Here is a 15,341-nt window from a genome sequence, read left to right as displayed (position 1 = left end):
CGGACCGTGAAGGCCTCCTTCACTACCTTCAGGGTAGGGAAGGAGGCCTTCACGGACACTCCATGCCTCCGCCGACGTTGCGAAAGTGGCTTTCCCAACGCGCCTCCCTACCTCCTCATGAGGGCAAGGCGGTCCGCAGGATGGCCTCGAAGCGTTCCGCCGTCGGCGGTTCGTCGCGCAGCAATCCCTGCAGCAGCACTCCGTCCACCAGCCCCACCACCATCTCGACCCGGACCGGATCGGCGGTGTAGCGGCGGGCGAAGTCGGCCAGCGCCGCCAACCAGCGATCGGTCGACTCGCGCAGCTTCGGCTCCCTCGCCGCCAAGAGATACAACTCGTATTCCGCCAACAGATGCGCGGGCTTGGCGACGACTTCGGCCATCAAGGCGGCGAATCTCCGCAGCGCGTCCTCGCCCCCGTCGGCCTCGGCGGCGAGTGCCCGCATCCGTTCGGAGTCCTCGTCCATGCACTGGGTGAGCGCGGCGGTCAGCAGGTCTCCGATCCCCCGGAAGTGGTACGCGGCCGCTGTCGCGGGCAAACCCGCTTCACGGGCGACGGTGCGGTGACTGACCCCCGACACCCCGTCCCTCGCGACGATGCGCAGCGTGGCCTGGATCAGTTCCTGTTTGCGTTGCTCACCTTTGGCGAGACGGCCGTCAGTGCTCGGCTCGTTCAGCGTGCCGCCTCCTCGCTGATCGCGGTCTTCCTGCTCAGCAGAGGATACGAGAGGAGGGCGATGAGGATGATCAAGCCACCGGCGACGACCGCCACGGCGAACCCGCCGTCCGGCCCGAACCGGTCGACGACCTCACCCGACACCGCGGCGCCGAGCGCGACACCGATGCTGAGGCCGGTGATCGCCCACGTCATCCCCTCGGTGAGTTTCTCCGCCGGGACGACCTTCTCGATCATCCCCATCACGACGATCATCGTGGGAGAAAAGAACAATCCGGCGACGAACACCACCGCGCACAGGCTCACGACGCCGTCCACGACCAGCAACGGCAGCACGCTCGCGGCCGTGCCCGCGGTGCCGATCAGGAGCAGCCGAGGCGGTGTCATGGCCGGTTTGAGCGTCCCGAAGACCAGTCCCGAGATCGCGGAGCCCACGGCGTAGACCGAAACGACGACGCCCGCCGCCGACGGCGACCCGACGTGCCGGGCGAACGCCACGCTGACCACGTCGACCGTGCCGACGATGACGCCGCCCGCCATCAGGGTCAGCACCAGCACCCGCACCGCACCCAGACGGATCGCCGAGTTCCCGGAAGACCCGCTCGGCGGAAGCACGGGCGGTTCCGTCTCGCGCTGTGCGACGAACAGGAGCACTCCGACGGCGAGGAAGACCACGGCGACCAGCGGCCCGGCCTCGGGGAAGACAGTGGTGCACAGCGCTACCGACAGCGCGGGCCCGATGACGAAGGTCAGCTCGTCGACCACCGATTCCAGCGCGAAAGCGGTGTGCAGCCGGGGCGAGCCGCGGTACAGCCCCGACCACCGGGCCCGGACCATCGCCGCCATACTGGGCATGAACCCGGCGAGGATCGCGGACACGTACAGGGTCCAGACCGGTGCACCGAAGCGTGCGCAGAGCAGGAGCGCGCCGAGCGCCATCACGCTGATCCCCGTGACAGGCAACAGGATCCGGCTCTGTCCACGGCGGTCCACCAGCCTCGACACCTGGGGCCCGAGCAGCGCCATGGACAGCGTGTACGCCGCCGACACCAGACCGGCGAGCCCGTAGTCGCCCCGTGTCTGCGCCAGCATCGTGATGATCCCGATCCCCATCATCGGGACGGGGATCCTCGCGACCAGACCGGCGGCGGAGAAGGCGAGAGAACCCTTCGGGGCGAACAGCTCTCGATACTGGCCTGGCACGGCACACCCCCACAACTTGAACGATCGTTACATTTTGAACGGTCGTTTCACTTTATACACGCGGCAGGCCCGCCCCGCAACGAGTGCTCGCCCGCCGTCTCATCACCCCCGGCCCACCGCTCCCCGAAGACGCGAAAGCCACTTTCGCAACCTTGAAGGTTGCGAAAGTGGCTTTCGCGTCATGCCGGGGCCGGAACCCTAGCGGCGAGGTCAGCTCAGACTCGAGCAGGGCCTCGCATCAGGGTCCTGTGCTCCCTTGGGCACCCACCGCACGTTCGCGAACGAAGCGGAGAACTTCGCGTCCGTGTACACCAGGAACGGCGTGTTGACGTTCTCCAGGTCGAGCCCGTTGGCGAAGCACGACACCGGGATCTTCACCGTCGACTTCGGCGCTCCCGCCAGATCGGTGAACAGCTTGGTCGCGTTCACCTCGGAGAAGCACGGATAGACGCAGTGCATGCTGATCACCGTCCGGCCGGCGGGCGCCTCGTGCACGATCGTGTCGAACTCCAGCGCCGCGTCGGCGTTGAGGTAGCCGCGCAGATCGTTGGTACCGGCCGGGTTCTGGAAGTAGAGCTGCGCCGGCCCGGTGCCGGTCCAGGTGGACTTGAGCCCGTCCTGCTGCACGTTCACGTCCGACTGGACGACGTTGATCTCGGCGTGCGAAGCGGCGCCGTCGGGACCGATCTCGGTACCGCCCCAGTTCTCCGCCGAGCCGATGAAGCCCTTGTACGGCGCGACATCGGTGCGGTTGAACACTTCGAGATCCTCGGTCGCCGTGCCGCCGCCACCGGTCGAGCCACAGGTCACCGGCCCGGCCGTCTCGTCCAGCTGGCCGATGGTGACGCGCTGCCCGGTCTTGAGGCCGTAGCCGAGTTTGAACAGCGGGTCGTAGTCGGCCGAGCCCGCGTTCAGCGGCGTCTGGCACGCGCTCTTCGGCCACGAGTACGGCAGCGTGCCCTTGAAGCCGCCCTTGAGCAGGACGTCGGCGACACCGCCGCCTTCGGTGCCGGGCAGCCAGGCCGCGACGAAGGCGTCGGAGCGGTTGAGCTCCTTGTTCATGTACAGCGGTCGGCCGCCGACGTAGACGGTGACGACGGGAGCGCCCTTGCCGTGGACCTTGTCCAGCACGGCCAGATCCTCCGGGTAGAGCTTCGAGGCCTCCAGCGTCTTGCGGGTCAGGTCGCCGACGCCTTCCGCGTACGGCGTCTCACCGATGACGGCGATGACGGCGTCGTAGCCCTTCGGGTCCGTGTCGCCCTTCTCGTCGAAGGTGACGTTGACGTCACCGAGCTGCTGCTTGAGCCCGGCGAGGATCGACGTCGCGTTGGGGAAATCGGCGTTGGTGTTGCCGGTCCCCTGCCAGCTCAGCGTCCAGCCACCGGTCTGGTTCTGGATGCTGTCCGCGCTCTTGCCGACCACGAGGACCTTCGACTTCGGCTTCAGCGGCAGCACGTTGCCGTTGTTCTTCAGCAACGTCTGCGAAGAACGGACGGCGTCGCGCGCCAGCCAGGTCTCCTTCAGCGCCTCGTCGGAGTTGGCGTAGGACCGGTCGGACGGCTTCTGCGACTCGTACAGCCCCGAACGCAGCTTGACGCGCAGGATCCGGGTCACCGCGTCGTCGATCCGCGAAAGCGGGATCCGGCCGTCCTTGACCTGGGCGACGGTGTTGGCGATGAACGCCTTCCAGTCGTTCGGCACCATCACGATGTCGATGCCGGCGTTGATCGCCTGCGGGCAGGAAGCGTTGGTGCAGCCGGGAACCTGGCCGATACCGTTCCAGTCGGACACGACGAGGCCGTCGAAGCCCATCTTGCCCTTGAGGATCTGGTTCAGCGCCTTGTCGCTGCCGTGCAGCTTGCCCTCGTCGATGCCGAGTTCGGTGTTGGTCCAGCTGTTGAACGACACCATCACGGTCTGGGAGCCCGCCGCGAGCGCACCGTAGTAGCCCTGGCCGTGGACGTTGATCATCTCGGCTTCGGACGCCGGGTTGACACCCTGGTCCTGGCCCTTGAGGGTGCCGCCGTCCCCGATGAAGTGCTTGGCGGTGCCGATCACGCCGTTGTAGCCGATGCGTTTGGTCGATCCGTCCTGGAGACCGTTGATCGCCTCGTAGCCGTAGGCCCGGGTGATCCGCGGGTCCTCGGAGAACCCTTCGTAGGTGCGGCCCCAGCGGTCGTCCTTCACGACGGCCAGCGTCGGCGCGAAGGCCCAGTCCTGGCCGGTGGCGCGGATCTGCCGGGCCGTCGCCGCGGAGATGTCGCGCACCAGGCACGGATCGTGCGCCGCGCCGAGACCGATGTTGTGCGGGAAGACGGTGGCGCCGTACACGTTGTTGTTGCCGTGCACGGCGTCGATGCCCCAGATGACCGGGATCTTCGTCCGGCTGCCCTTCGCGGCGTCCCAGTAGGCGTCCGCGAGTTTCAGCCAGTCCTGCTGGGAGGCGTGCTTGTCCTTGTTCGGCCACGAACCGCCGCCGTTGAGGACCGAGCCGATCGAGTACTGCCGGACCTCGTCGGGGGTGATCGCCGCGATCTCGGGCTGCGTCATCTGCCCGACCTTCTCCTCCAGGGTCATCCCTTCGAGGATCCGGGCGATCCGCCGCTCGTCACCGCCCTTGCCCTTGAACCGGCTTTCGACCTTCGGCCAGTCGGCGAGCGTCGGCAGGCTCTTCTCGATCCGGGCACAGCCGTCCCGGTCGAACGCGGGCTTCCCGATCACCGGTTGTCCGGCGGCGACGGCGGCGGGCGTGGCGACCACGGCCCCGCCGAGCAGCGTGAGACTCATCAAGGCGATCAGCGGACTTCGGCGCGCACGGGCACGTCTTGCCATGGTCTGGTCCATTCTGCGGAAGGCGGGGACCGGCCGATCCTCACCGGACCCGGCGGCCGCGTCAAGAGTTTCCGGCCGGTACGGCGAGTGTTAATTTTTGCCATGAACTAAGACTCGGCGAGTCACCCGGCCACGCGCCGCCGGTTCCGCCGCTTGGCGGTATACGGCAGCGTGAACAGGTAGAGACCGCTGAACATCAGCAGGAAGAGCGGCGGCAGCGGGGTGTAGAGCACCCACTCGGCCGGGTCGCCTTGCGCGACGACCACGAAGCACACCACGACGGTGGCGACGAAGACGAGCGACGTCCACCGGTGGAACGTCCGGATCCGCTTGCTCACGGGAATCTCCTGGAGTCGTTTTGCCCGCGGCGAAGACGCTAGGGATCCCGTGGACCTCGACGCTTCTCGATTCCTGATCGGTCCGCTTGACCTCCACATTACTTGAGCTTTTACCGTCACGGGATACGAAGGGAATCACTCATGACCGTCTTGGTAACCGGCGCCACCGGGAACACCGGCCGCCATGTCGTCGCCGAACTCGTCCGCCGCGGGGAACGCGTCCGGGCACTCAGCAGGAACCCCGCCGCGGCGCGGCTTCCGGCAGGCGTCGAACTGGTGGAAGGCACGCACACCGCGCCGGAAACGCTGAACGACGCCCTCGACGGCGTCACCCGGCTGCACATCACCGTGACGGCGGGGCTCGCCGACGTCGGCGCCGATCTGGTCAAACGTGCCGTGGACGCGGGTGTCCGGCGCATGACCGTCGTCTGGGGCGGCTACGTCGGGCCGACGGAACAGGCCATGGCCGAGTCCGGGGTCGAGTGGACGCGGCTCGAGCCGCAGGAGTTCATGTCCAACGCCCTGACCTGGGTCGACTCCGTCCGCGCCGACGGCGTGGTCCGTGAGCCGTTCGACCTCCCGAGCGCGGTCGTGCACGAGGGCGACATCGGCACCGTTGCCGCCACCGCGCTCGTGGAGGACGGGCATTCGGGCAAGGTCTACAACCTCACCGGCCCGGAAGCGCTGACCACGAGCGAACGGATCGCGATCCTCGGCTCCGGCGTCGGCCGTGACATCGCGCTGGAGCGGATCACGCGGCAGCAGGCGATCGACCGGCTGCTGGCCGAAGGCGTCTCGGTCGCGGACGCCGAGTACGTCGTCGGCTGGCACAGCGATCCGCCGGTGGAGGCGCGCACCGTCGTCGACACGATCGAGAAGGTGACCGGACGCCCTGCCCGCACCTTCGCGCAGTGGGTCGCCGAGCACGCCGGCCGGTTCAAGGCGTGAGCGGTCCGACCGCCTTCACGATCTCCAGCACCGGCGCGGTGTGCACCGTGTGGATCGCGCGCAGCGCGCCGAGCCGGTGCGTGAGGTAGTGGTGTAGCGCGGCGGGATCCGGGCACAGCGCCTGCGCGGCCAGGTTGGTGGGCCCGGTGGTGGCGACGACGACGGCGAGCTCCTCGTGAGTGGCCAGCTTCGTCGCCACCTCGTCGAGATCGGCCGGCGCGACGGCCATCCACAGGAACGCCTGCGTGGTCACGCCGTACAGGGCCGCGCTGATCTCGACGTCGAAGAAGAGCGCGCCCCGGGCGCGCAGATCCGCCAGACGGCGGGCCGCGGTCGCCGGGGCCAGCCCCGCCGCCGCGGCGAGCTCCGCGATGCTCGCCCGGCCGTCGTACCGGAGGGCGGCGATCAGCGCGTGGTCCGCCGCGGTCAGCGGAGTCTCGTCGGCGACCGATTCCGGCGGCCGCAACGCCTCCTGCTGTTCTTCCGTCAGCGCGGCGACCCGCCCGCGCCACGCCGTCGGGCCGCCGAGGTAGGTGTGCAGGATGAAATGCGCGGACACCGCCGTGACGCTCGCGGTGCGCGGGATGTCGTACAGCAGCATGGCGCTCTGCTCGTGTCGCGGCGTATGCGCGATCGTCACGATCTCCGTGCCGCCCGAGGTGAGCTTGACCCAGGACGTGTCCGGCCGCTTCGCCAGCGAACGGGCGAGCGTCCGCGCGGTGGCCGGCTGCGCGCTGAGCCGCACCAGCCACTGCGTCAGACCCGTCCGGTCGGGATCGGGCAGGCCGACGACACGCAATCCGGATTCGGCGCGGAGCCGCTGGTAGCGCCGGGCGACGGTCTGGGTCGAGACACCGAGCACCGCCCCGATCCGCTTGAACGGCGCACGCGCGTCGATCTGCAGGGCGTGGATCAAAGCGCGATCGATGTCGTCGAGCATGGAATATTTCGTCCATCCAATCCCGGATTCATGGAACAGATGTCATCTTCGCCGCACGCTCTCGATCATGCAACTGACCAAGACCCGATCGGTTCCGCTCGCCACGCTGCTCGCGGCGGAGGCGATGAACGTGCTGGACGCGACGATCACCCAGGTCGCCGGTCCGGCGATCCACGCGGATCTGGGCGGCCCCACCTCCGCCATCCAATGGTTCGGCGCCGCGTACACCCTCCCTTTCGCGGTACTCCTGATCACCGGCGGAAGACTCGGCGACCTGCTGGGCCGCCGACGCGTGTTCCTGTACGGCGTCGCCGTGTTCGCCCTGGCCTCGTTGTGCTGTGCGCTCGCGCCGGGCACCGGCGTGCTGATCGGCGCGCGAGCAGTGCAGGGCATGGCGGCGGCACTGGTGATCCCGCAGACCTTCGGCTTGATCAAGGTCCTGTTCTCCGGTCCGGCGCTGGCGGCGGCGCTGGGCTGGAACGGGCCGGTGGTCGGCCTGTCCGCCGTGAGCGGGCCGCTGCTGGGCGCCCTGCTGACGGACCTGGTCTCGTGGCGGGCGGCGTTCCTGGTGAACGTGCCGATCTCGATCGTGGTGCTCGTGGCCGGACGGCTGCTGCCGAAAGACCGTGCCGGGCAGCCGGTCCGGCTGGACGTGCCCGGCACCTTGCTCGCCTCGCTCGGCATCGGGCTTCTGGTGTACCCGCTGATCGACCGGTGGAGTTGGAGTCTCTTCGCGACCGGCGCCGCCGTGCTGGTGCTGTTCGGATTCCACCAGCGGAACCGGCGTCATCCCCTGGTCGAGCCGAGCTTGTTCGCACACCGCGGTTTTCCCGCGGCACTGGCGGCGTCGACGCTGTTCTTCGCCGTGATGAACGGGATGATGCTCGTGGTGGTCCTGCACCAGCAGCTCGACGAGGGTCTCGGCGTGCTCGCGTCCGGGCTGACGCTGCTGCCGTGGTCGTTCGGACTGGCGGTTTCTTCCTGGGCGGCGGGCAAATGGCTCGTGCCCCGGTACGGATCGCGTGTCGCCTTCGCCGGCCTGGCACTGTTGCTCGCGGGGATCCTGCTGGCGATGGCCGGCCCGCTGTCGTTCGCGCTCGGGATCGGCGGGCTCGGCCTGGGACTGTTCACGGTGCCGTTCTTCACCGCGGCGCTGTCCGTCGTCCGTCCACATGAGACCGGATCGGCGGCGGGGCTGCTGAACGCGGTGCAGCAGGTGGGTGCGACGCTGGGCATCGCGGTGCTCGGCACCGTCTTCCTGCACGGCCATTCCATGGTGCGGGCGTTCTCGCTCGCGGCGGCACTGGTGGTGGCGACCACGGTCGCGACCGCGCTGATGTCCGCTACCCCTCTGCGGACTTGAACCACGCGCCGATCCCGGCGAGCGCGCCCGGACCGTAGTCGCCCCGGACGTCTTCGGCCAGATCCGCGATGGAGACCGCGCGCAACGCCGCCCGCCACTGGACTTCGGCGTTCGCCATCGCGCGGCTGATGGCGCACGGCGTCGTGCACGCCTCGGGCGGCGTCGCCATCGGGCCGCGCTGCCGGATCTCGGTGCAGACGAAGGCCGGGCCCGGGCCGTCGATGGCCTCGACGACGTCGAGCACGGTGATCTCCGAAGGCGGCCGGGTGAGGACGTATCCCCCGGCCTTCCCCTGCACCGATCGGATGAGGCCTGCCCGGGAAAGCGCCTGGAGCTGCTTCGCGAGGTAGCTCGGCGAGACGTCGTGCAGCTGCGCCAGGCGCGCGGCGGGCGCGGGTTCGTCGACCGAGGTCAGCACGACACAGCAGTGCAGGGCCCACTCGACCCCACCGGACATCTTCACCCGGATGACTCTAACCCGCCCCTTGACTCGGACACAATGTATCCGAGTATTATCTCGGACATGAGTTGTCCGGGTTAACCGGGCGGCACCGACGAAGGGCACTGGGTCATGAAATTCGCGATCATCGGCGGGACCGGGCTGATCGGTTCGCAGGTCGTGCGCAATCTGAACGAGGCGGGGCACGAGGCCGTGCCGCATTCGCCGTCCACCGGGGTCGACCTGCTGACCGGCCAGGGGCTGGACAGCGCGCTCGACGGCGCCGACGTGGTCGTCAACCTCACGAACTCGCCGACCTTCGACGACGCCTCCCCCGCGTTCTTCCGGACGTCGATGGACAACCTCGTGGCGGCCGCGAAGAAGGCGGGCACCGGGCACTTCGTGATCCTGTCGATCGTCGGCGTCGACCAGGTGCCCGACCTCGACTACTACCGGGCGAAGACGCTGCAAGAGGACATCCTCAAGGAGAGCGGCGTCCCCTACTCGATCGTCCGCGCCACCCAGTTCATGGAATTCGTCGGCGCGGTCCTGTCCTGGACCTCCGACGAGACCGCGGTCCGCCTGCCCACCACCCCGATCCAGCCGATCGCCGCGGCGGACGTCGCCGCCGCCGTTTCCGAGGTGTCGGCAGGGAAACCGCTGAACGGAACCCTCGACGTCGGCGGCCCGGACGTCTACCCGCTGGACGAGCTGGGCCGGATCACGTTGTCCGCCAAGGGAGACACGCGTCCGGTGACCGTCGACGAGACCGCGGGCATGTTCGCCGCCGTCAAGGGCGACGTCCTCACCACGAAGGACGGCGCCCGCATCGCCGGGACCCGCTACCTCGAGTGGCTGAAGTCATGACCGCCGATCACCTCCACCACCTGGAGAATCCGGGTTCGACCAAGCCGCCGCCGAAGATCGAAATGGTCTCGTCGGTCCCGGCGCCGCCGATGCCTGACGACGCCGAGGCGATGACGATCCTGGTCACCCTGCCGCCCGGGTGCGAAGGCGCGCCCCCGCACCGGCATACCGGTCCCGCGTTCGGGTACGTCCTGAAGGGCGCGATCGTCTTCGAACTCGAAGGCGAGCCGGAACGCGTCGTCAAGGCGGGGGAATCATTCTGGGAACCGGGTGGCGACGTCATCCACTACCAGGACGGCAACCACTTCGACGACGCCGAAAGCCAGTTCGTCGTCACGATGTTCGGCGAGCCTGGACAGCCGATGCTCATCCCGGTGTCCGCGGAGGAGCTCGAAGAACGGCGTGACCGGCGGGCACCACGCCCCTGACCGCGGTCCGGCGCGGTCAGGGAACGCTTTCTTCCCATGCCGGGAGTTACCGGCGCGGGNTGTTCGGCGAGCCTGGACAGCCGATGCTCATCCCGGTGTCCGCGGAGGAGCTCGAAGAACGGCGTGACCGGCGGGCACCACGCCCCTGACCGCGGTCCGGCGCGGTCAGGGAACGCTTTCTTCCCATGCCGGGAGTTACCGGCGCGGCCCCGGTCGAAATGTCCGACCGGGGCCGCCCGAGATCAGCTGGGCAACAGCGCCGGAGCAGCGAGACGGCTGGCGTTCGCCGCTTCGTCGTCCGGCTGGGCCTGGGCGGAACGCTCCGCCTCGACCCGCGCGAGGTAGTTGGCGACCTCGCGCTCCTGCTTGTGCGAGTCCCAGCCCAGCAGCGGCGCCATCAGCTCCGCCACCACCGGCGCCGCCGTCACACCGCGGTCCCGCTCCTCGATCGAGATCCGGGTGCGCCGCGTCAGGACGTCCTCGAGGTGCAGCGCGCCTTCGTGCGAGACCGCGTAGACGACCTCCGCCTTCAGGTACTCCGCGGTTCCCGGGATCGCTTCGCCCAGTTCGGGACGCTCCGAGATCGACTCCAGGATGTCCTCGATCGCGGTGCCGTAGCGCTGGAGCAGGTGCTCGCCCAGTTCGGGACGCTCCGAGATCGACTCCAGGATGTCCTCGATCGCGGTGCCGTAGCGCTGGAGCAGGTGCTCGATGCGGGCGATGGGCAGCCCCGTGCGCTGCACGAGCGAGTGCCGCGCGCCCCACAGCTCGTGGTACCCCGTCGCGCCGACGATCGGCAGCCGCTCGGTCCACGAGGACGGCGCGGGACGGCCGAGGTCCTCCACCGCGACGTCGACGGCGTCGGCGGCCATCACGCGGTACGTCGTGTACTTGCCGCCGGCCACGATCACCAGACCCGGCACCGGATGCGCCACGGCGTGCTCCCTCGACAGCTTCGTCGTCGAAGTCGCCTTCGCGGCCAGCAGCGGCCGAAGCCCCGCGTACACGCCTTCGATGTCGTCGGCGGTGATCGGCGTACGCAGGACCGCGTTGAGGTGATCGAGCACGTAGTCGACGTCCGCCTGGCTGGCCGCCGGGTGTTCGCGGTCGAGGTCCCACTCGGTGTCGGTGGTGCCGACGATCCAGTGCCGCCCCCACGGGATGACGAACAGGACGCTCTTCTCGGTGCGCAGGATCAGCCCGGTGTCCAGGTCGATCTTCTCGCGCGGCACCACCAGATGGATGCCCTTCGACGCGCGCACGGTGAACGGCGCGGGGATGCCCGCCGCTTCGGCCATGTCGTCGCTCCACACGCCGGTGGCCGCGACGACCGTCTTCGCCCGGACCTCGATCTCCGCGCCGCTCTCACGGTCGACGACCTTGGCGCCGACGACGCGTTCGCCGTCACGGATCAACGACGTCACGCGGGCACGGGTGAGGACGGAGGCGCCCTGTTCGGCCGCGGTCCGCGCGATGGTCATCGTGTGGCGCGCGTCGTCGACCTGCGCGTCGTAGTACTGGATGGCGCCGATCAGGGCGTCGTCCGCGAGGCCGGGAGCGACCTTGCCCGCGCCGCGCTTGGACAGATGCCGGTGCCGGGGCAAGGCCCGCGCTCCGCCGAGGGTGTCGTAGAGCGTGACACCCGCGCCGATGTAGCCGCGTTCCCAGACGCGGTGCTTGAGCGGCACGAGGAACTTCACCGGCCGCACCAGATGCGGCGCGAGGGTCTGCAGGAGCAGGCTCCGCTCCTTCAACGCCTCACGGACCAGCTTGAAGTCCAGGTTCTCCAGGTAACGCAGCCCGCCGTGGATCAGTTTGGACGATCGGCTGGACGTGCCCGCGGCGAAGTCACGGGCCTCGACGAGCGCGACGGAGAGCCCGCGCGACGCCGCGTCGAGCGCGACGCCGGCACCGGTCACTCCCCCGCCGACGACGAGGACGTCGATCTCCTCGCGAGCGAGCTTGCGCAGCGTCTCGGCACGGTAGACCGGGGAAAGCGGTACGGGTGTCACTCTGTTCCTCCTGTTCATCGGGCTCACTCGACCTCGACCCAGTCGAGCGTGCGGCCGACGGCCTTCTGCCAGCCCGCGTAGCCCTCGGCGCGCTGTTCGTCCGTCCACGACGGCTCCCAGCGCTTGTCCTCGTTCCAGTTCTGTTCCAGCTCGTCGGTGTTCTTCCAGAACCCGACGGCGAGCCCGGCCGCGTAGGCGGCGCCGAGCGCGGTGGTCTCCGCGACGACCGGCTTCGACACCGGCACACCGAGGATGTCCGCCTGGAGCTGCATGCAGAGTTCGTTCGCCGTCACGCCACCGTCCACACGCAACACGTCGAGCGTCACGCCCGAGTCGTTCTGCATGGCCTCGACGACGTCGCGGGTCTGGTAGCAGATCGCTTCGAGCGTCGCCCGCGCCAGATGCGCGTTCGTGGTGGCGCGGGTGAGGCCGACGATCGCCCCACGCGCGTCGGATCGCCAGTACGGCGCGAAAAGCCCGGAGAACGCGGGGACGAAGTAGACGCCGCCGTTGTCCTCGACCTGACGGGCGAGGCTCTCGCTCTGGGACGCGCCGCTGATGATGCCCAGCTGATCGCGCAGCCACTGGACGGCGGAACCGGTGACGGCGATCGAGCCTTCGAGCGCGTACACCGGCTTCTCGTCGCCGAGCTGGTAGGCCAGCGTCGTGAGCAGGCCGTGCTTGGAGCGCACGACCTCGTGGCCGGTGTTGAGCAGCAGGAAGTTGCCGGTGCCGTAGGTGTTCTTGGCCTCGCCGGGACGGAAGCACACCTGGCCGACGGTCGCCGCCTGCTGGTCGCCGAGCACGCCGGTGATCGCGACCTCGCCGCCGAGCGGGCCGTCCGCACGGGTGACGCCGAAGCGGCCGTTGTTCGAAGACGGCGCGATCGACGGCAGCATCTGCTTGGGGACGCCGAAGAACGACAGCAGTTCGTCGTCCCACTCCAGCGTTTCCAGGTCCATGAGCATGGTGCGCGAAGCGTTGGTCGGGTCCGTCACGTGGACGCCGCCGTCCGGGCCGCCGGTGAGGTTCCAGATGAGCCAGGTGTCGGTGGTGCCGAAGAGCGCGTCACCCTTTTCGGCGTCTTCGCGGACGCCCTCGACGTTCTCCAGGACCCACTGCAGCTTGCCGCCGGAGAAGTAGGTGGCGGGCGGCAGACCGGCCTTGCGGCGGATGACGTCGCCCTTGCCCTCGCGTTCGAGCGCCGAGGCGATCCGGTCGGTGCGGGTGTCCTGCCACACGATGGCGTTGCAGTACGGGCGCCCGGTGCGGCGGTTCCACACGACGGTGGTCTCACGCTGGTTGGTGATACCGAGCGCCGCGAGGTCGGCGACGGTCAGCTTCGCCTTGTTGAGCGCCGTGGCGATGACCGAGCGGGTCCGCTCCCAGATCTCGGTGGCGTCGTGTTCGACCCAGCCCGGCTTGGGGAGGATCTGCTCGTGCTCGAGCTGGTGGCGGGCGATCTCGTTGCCGCCGTGGTCGAAGATCATGAAGCGCGTGCTGGTGGTGCCCTGGTCGACGGCGCCGATGTAGTCAGGCATGGGTTTCGCTCCTTAAGAAACGCGCTCGATGTCTTTGGCGGGCAAGGCTTCCGGTGCCGGGTCAGCGGGCAGGTAACGCTCGATGAAGAACTTGTAGATCGCACCGCCGATCACCGCGCCGATGACCGGCGCCACGATCGGGATCCACCAGTACGGATAGCCGTATTGGTCGGTGAACGCGGTGTCGTAGCCGGTGAGCCAGGACATCAGCCGCGGGCCGAAGTCGCGGGCGGGGTTGATCGCGTAGCCGGCGTTGGTGCCCCAGGCCATGCCGATCGCGACCACGAGGAAACCGACGACGACCGGGGCGAGGTTCGCGGCGGGCGCGGTGTTGCGGAGGTCGGTGATGGCGAAGATCACCAAAGCGAGGATCGCGGTCCCGATGATCTGGTCGCGGAACGCGCCCCAGTCACCCACCGGCAGGGTTCCGTTACCCGGAAGGGTGGAGAAGACACCCTGGGTCTTGATCGTCAGGCCGGGATCGGCGGCGTTGAGCACCTCGGTGTAGTTCCAGCGCACCAGCAGCGCGCCCAGGAACGCGCCGGCGGTCTGCGCCAGGGCGTACGGGGCGACCTTGCGCCACGAGAAGCCCTTGAACACCGCGAGCGCCACGGTGACGGCGGGATTCAGATGCGCGCCACTGATCCGTGAAGCCACGTAGATACCGAGCGTGACACCGATTCCCCACGCCCACGCGATGCTGTCGTGGTCCCCGATGCCCGCGGCGACGACTTGAGCCACCACCCCGCAGCCGAACAGGATGAGGATCATCGTCCCGACGAACTCCGCCGCCAGTTCGCCCGCCAGTCCGCGAGCCTTGAGGTTTCGCACCATTGCTTCCTCCACAAAGGACACCGTTGCCCTGTTGAGGCCGAAGTTAAGTTCGCGGAAACGCGGGGTCAACGCACGCCGGTCGGCATTGTCGAACGCCCGAAAACGATGTTCGACATTGTCGAATCAGGGCCGGTCGGGCTACGGTTGAGCCGTGCCCGGTCCGATCCAGTCCATCGAGCGCGCCGCCGCGATCCTGCGGTTGCTGGCGCGCGGTTCGGGGCGTCTCGGGGTCGGCGAGATCGCCGATTCCCTCGAACTCGCCAAGGGGACGGCGCACGGGATCCTGCGCACCCTGCAAGGGGTCGGCTTTGTCGAACAAGACCGCGACACCGGGAAATACCAACTGGGCGCGGCACTCCTGCACCTCGGCACGAGCTACCTCGACGTCAACGAGCTCCGGTCGCGCGCGATCAACTGGGCCGACGCGCTGGCCGCGCGCAGCGGTGAAGCCGTCCGGATCGGCGCGCCGCTGGAAGGCCGGGTCCTGGTGGTGCACCACGTTTTCCGCCCCGACGACAGCCTGCAGACCCTCGACGTCGGAACACTCCTGCCGTTGCACGCGACGGCGCTCGGAAAAGTACTTCTGGCCTATGACACCGGTCTCGTGGCATCGTTGCGCACCGGCGAGCCGGAGGCCTACACCCGCCGGACCCTGGTCACCCAGACCGCGATCAAACGCGCCTGTGGCAAGGTGCGCGAGGCGGGCTGGGCGAGCGAGAACGGCGAGATGATCACCGGTGAGGCCGGGATAGCGGCGCCGATCCGCGGCCACGGCGGCATCGTGGTCGGCGCGATCGGGGTGTCCGGCGCGACGGAACGGATCTGTGAAGCCGACGGCAGCCCGATCCCCCGGCTGCTCGGCCACGTGCGCGACGCGGCACGCGCGGTCTCCCGCGATCTCGGCGCGTCCCGATGGTGATG

Annotated in this window: 14 protein-coding genes; 5 read left to right on the top strand and 9 right to left on the bottom strand. The window is 69.0% G+C overall.

The window, feature by feature from the left end; genetic code table 11:
- Window positions 1-115 precede the first annotated feature (115 nt).
- The 4 genes from ACXIZN_RS08565 to ACXIZN_RS08550 all read right to left on the bottom strand — a co-directional run bounded on the left by ACXIZN_RS08565 (window position 116) and on the right by ACXIZN_RS08550 (window position 5,048).
- Window positions 116-538 carry a TetR/AcrR family transcriptional regulator gene (locus tag ACXIZN_RS08565; protein WP_457953465.1) on the bottom strand — a complete coding sequence of 141 codons (423 nt, stop codon included), beginning with the start codon at window positions 536-538 and terminating at the stop codon, window positions 116-118.
- A 134-nt stretch (window positions 539-672) separates the two neighbouring features.
- A complete protein-coding gene (locus tag ACXIZN_RS08560) occupies window positions 673-1,878 on the bottom strand; it encodes an MFS transporter (protein ID WP_457953463.1) in 1,206 nt (401 codons plus the stop codon).
- 210 nt (window positions 1,879-2,088) lie between these two features.
- Window positions 2,089-4,665 (bottom strand): glycoside hydrolase family 3 protein, encoded by a 2,577-nt coding sequence (locus tag ACXIZN_RS08555; RefSeq protein ID WP_457953461.1) that lies wholly within the window; start codon window positions 4,663-4,665, stop codon window positions 2,089-2,091.
- Window positions 4,666-4,832: 167 nt separating this feature from the next.
- The gene (locus ACXIZN_RS08550; RefSeq protein ID WP_457953459.1) at window positions 4,833-5,048 is read right to left on the bottom strand and encodes a hypothetical protein; all 216 of its coding nucleotides are present in this window, start codon (window positions 5,046-5,048) and stop codon (window positions 4,833-4,835) included.
- Window positions 5,049-5,189: 141 nt separating this feature from the next.
- On the opposite strand from ACXIZN_RS08550, the gene ACXIZN_RS08545 reads away from it, so the two are divergent.
- Window positions 5,190-5,996 carry an NmrA family NAD(P)-binding protein gene (locus ACXIZN_RS08545; protein WP_457953457.1) on the top strand — a complete coding sequence of 269 codons (807 nt, stop codon included), beginning with the start codon at window positions 5,190-5,192 and terminating at the stop codon, window positions 5,994-5,996.
- On the opposite strand, the gene ACXIZN_RS08540 is transcribed toward ACXIZN_RS08545, so the two are convergent.
- Window positions 5,986-6,936, bottom strand: a complete 951-nt coding sequence (locus ACXIZN_RS08540; protein WP_457953455.1) for an Lrp/AsnC family transcriptional regulator — start codon at window positions 6,934-6,936, stop codon at window positions 5,986-5,988. The two genes, ACXIZN_RS08545 and ACXIZN_RS08540, sit on opposite strands and share 11 nt — an antisense overlap.
- 67 nt (window positions 6,937-7,003) lie before the next feature.
- Here ACXIZN_RS08540 and ACXIZN_RS08535 point away from each other — a divergent pair, with 67 nt between their 5' ends.
- Entirely contained in the window at window positions 7,004-8,299 is a 1,296-nt protein-coding gene (locus ACXIZN_RS08535; RefSeq protein WP_457953453.1) for an MFS transporter, read from the top strand.
- Here the strand turns inward: ACXIZN_RS08535 and ACXIZN_RS08530 are convergent.
- Window positions 8,280-8,756: an RrF2 family transcriptional regulator gene (locus tag ACXIZN_RS08530; protein WP_457960485.1), complete on the bottom strand. Its 477-nt coding sequence runs from the start codon at window positions 8,754-8,756 to the stop codon at window positions 8,280-8,282. The two genes, ACXIZN_RS08535 and ACXIZN_RS08530, sit on opposite strands and share 20 nt — an antisense overlap.
- A gap of 114 nt (window positions 8,757-8,870) precedes the next feature.
- Between ACXIZN_RS08530 and ACXIZN_RS08525 the strand changes: the two genes are divergently transcribed.
- Window positions 8,871-9,605 carry an SDR family oxidoreductase gene (locus ACXIZN_RS08525; RefSeq protein WP_457953451.1) on the top strand — a complete coding sequence of 245 codons (735 nt, stop codon included), beginning with the start codon at window positions 8,871-8,873 and terminating at the stop codon, window positions 9,603-9,605.
- Complete coding sequence (locus tag ACXIZN_RS08520) at window positions 9,602-10,033, top strand: cupin domain-containing protein (protein ID WP_378342926.1); 432 nt, start codon at window positions 9,602-9,604, stop codon at window positions 10,031-10,033. Before ACXIZN_RS08525 ends, ACXIZN_RS08520 begins: the two co-directional genes overlap by 4 nt.
- Window positions 10,034-10,275: 242 nt before the next feature.
- Here the strand turns inward: ACXIZN_RS08520 and ACXIZN_RS08515 are convergent, their stop codons facing one another.
- From ACXIZN_RS08515 to ACXIZN_RS08505, 3 genes are read right to left on the bottom strand one after another with little or no spacing between them, the layout of a single operon-like run.
- Window positions 10,276-12,063 carry a glycerol-3-phosphate dehydrogenase/oxidase gene (locus tag ACXIZN_RS08515; RefSeq protein WP_457953449.1) on the bottom strand — a complete coding sequence of 596 codons (1,788 nt, stop codon included), beginning with the start codon at window positions 12,061-12,063 and terminating at the stop codon, window positions 10,276-10,278.
- A gap of 5 nt (window positions 12,064-12,068) precedes the next feature.
- On the bottom strand, window positions 12,069-13,586 hold the full coding sequence (glpK, locus tag ACXIZN_RS08510; protein WP_457953448.1) for a glycerol kinase GlpK: 1,518 nt from the start codon (window positions 13,584-13,586) through the stop codon (window positions 12,069-12,071).
- A gap of 12 nt (window positions 13,587-13,598) precedes the next feature.
- Window positions 13,599-14,420 (bottom strand): MIP/aquaporin family protein, encoded by an 822-nt coding sequence (locus ACXIZN_RS08505; RefSeq protein ID WP_034316663.1) that lies wholly within the window; start codon window positions 14,418-14,420, stop codon window positions 13,599-13,601.
- A 151-nt stretch (window positions 14,421-14,571) separates the two neighbouring features.
- On the opposite strand from ACXIZN_RS08505, the gene ACXIZN_RS08500 reads away from it, so the two are divergent.
- Window positions 14,572-15,339: an IclR family transcriptional regulator gene (locus ACXIZN_RS08500; RefSeq protein WP_007033228.1), complete on the top strand. Its 768-nt coding sequence runs from the start codon at window positions 14,572-14,574 to the stop codon at window positions 15,337-15,339.
- Window positions 15,340-15,341: the final 2 nt, after the last annotated feature.

It is taken from the genome of Amycolatopsis sp. TRM77291 (genome assembly GCF_054166285.1).
Note: the sequence above shows the minus strand (reverse complement) of the source record. Positions and strands in the feature narration are given on the sequence as shown.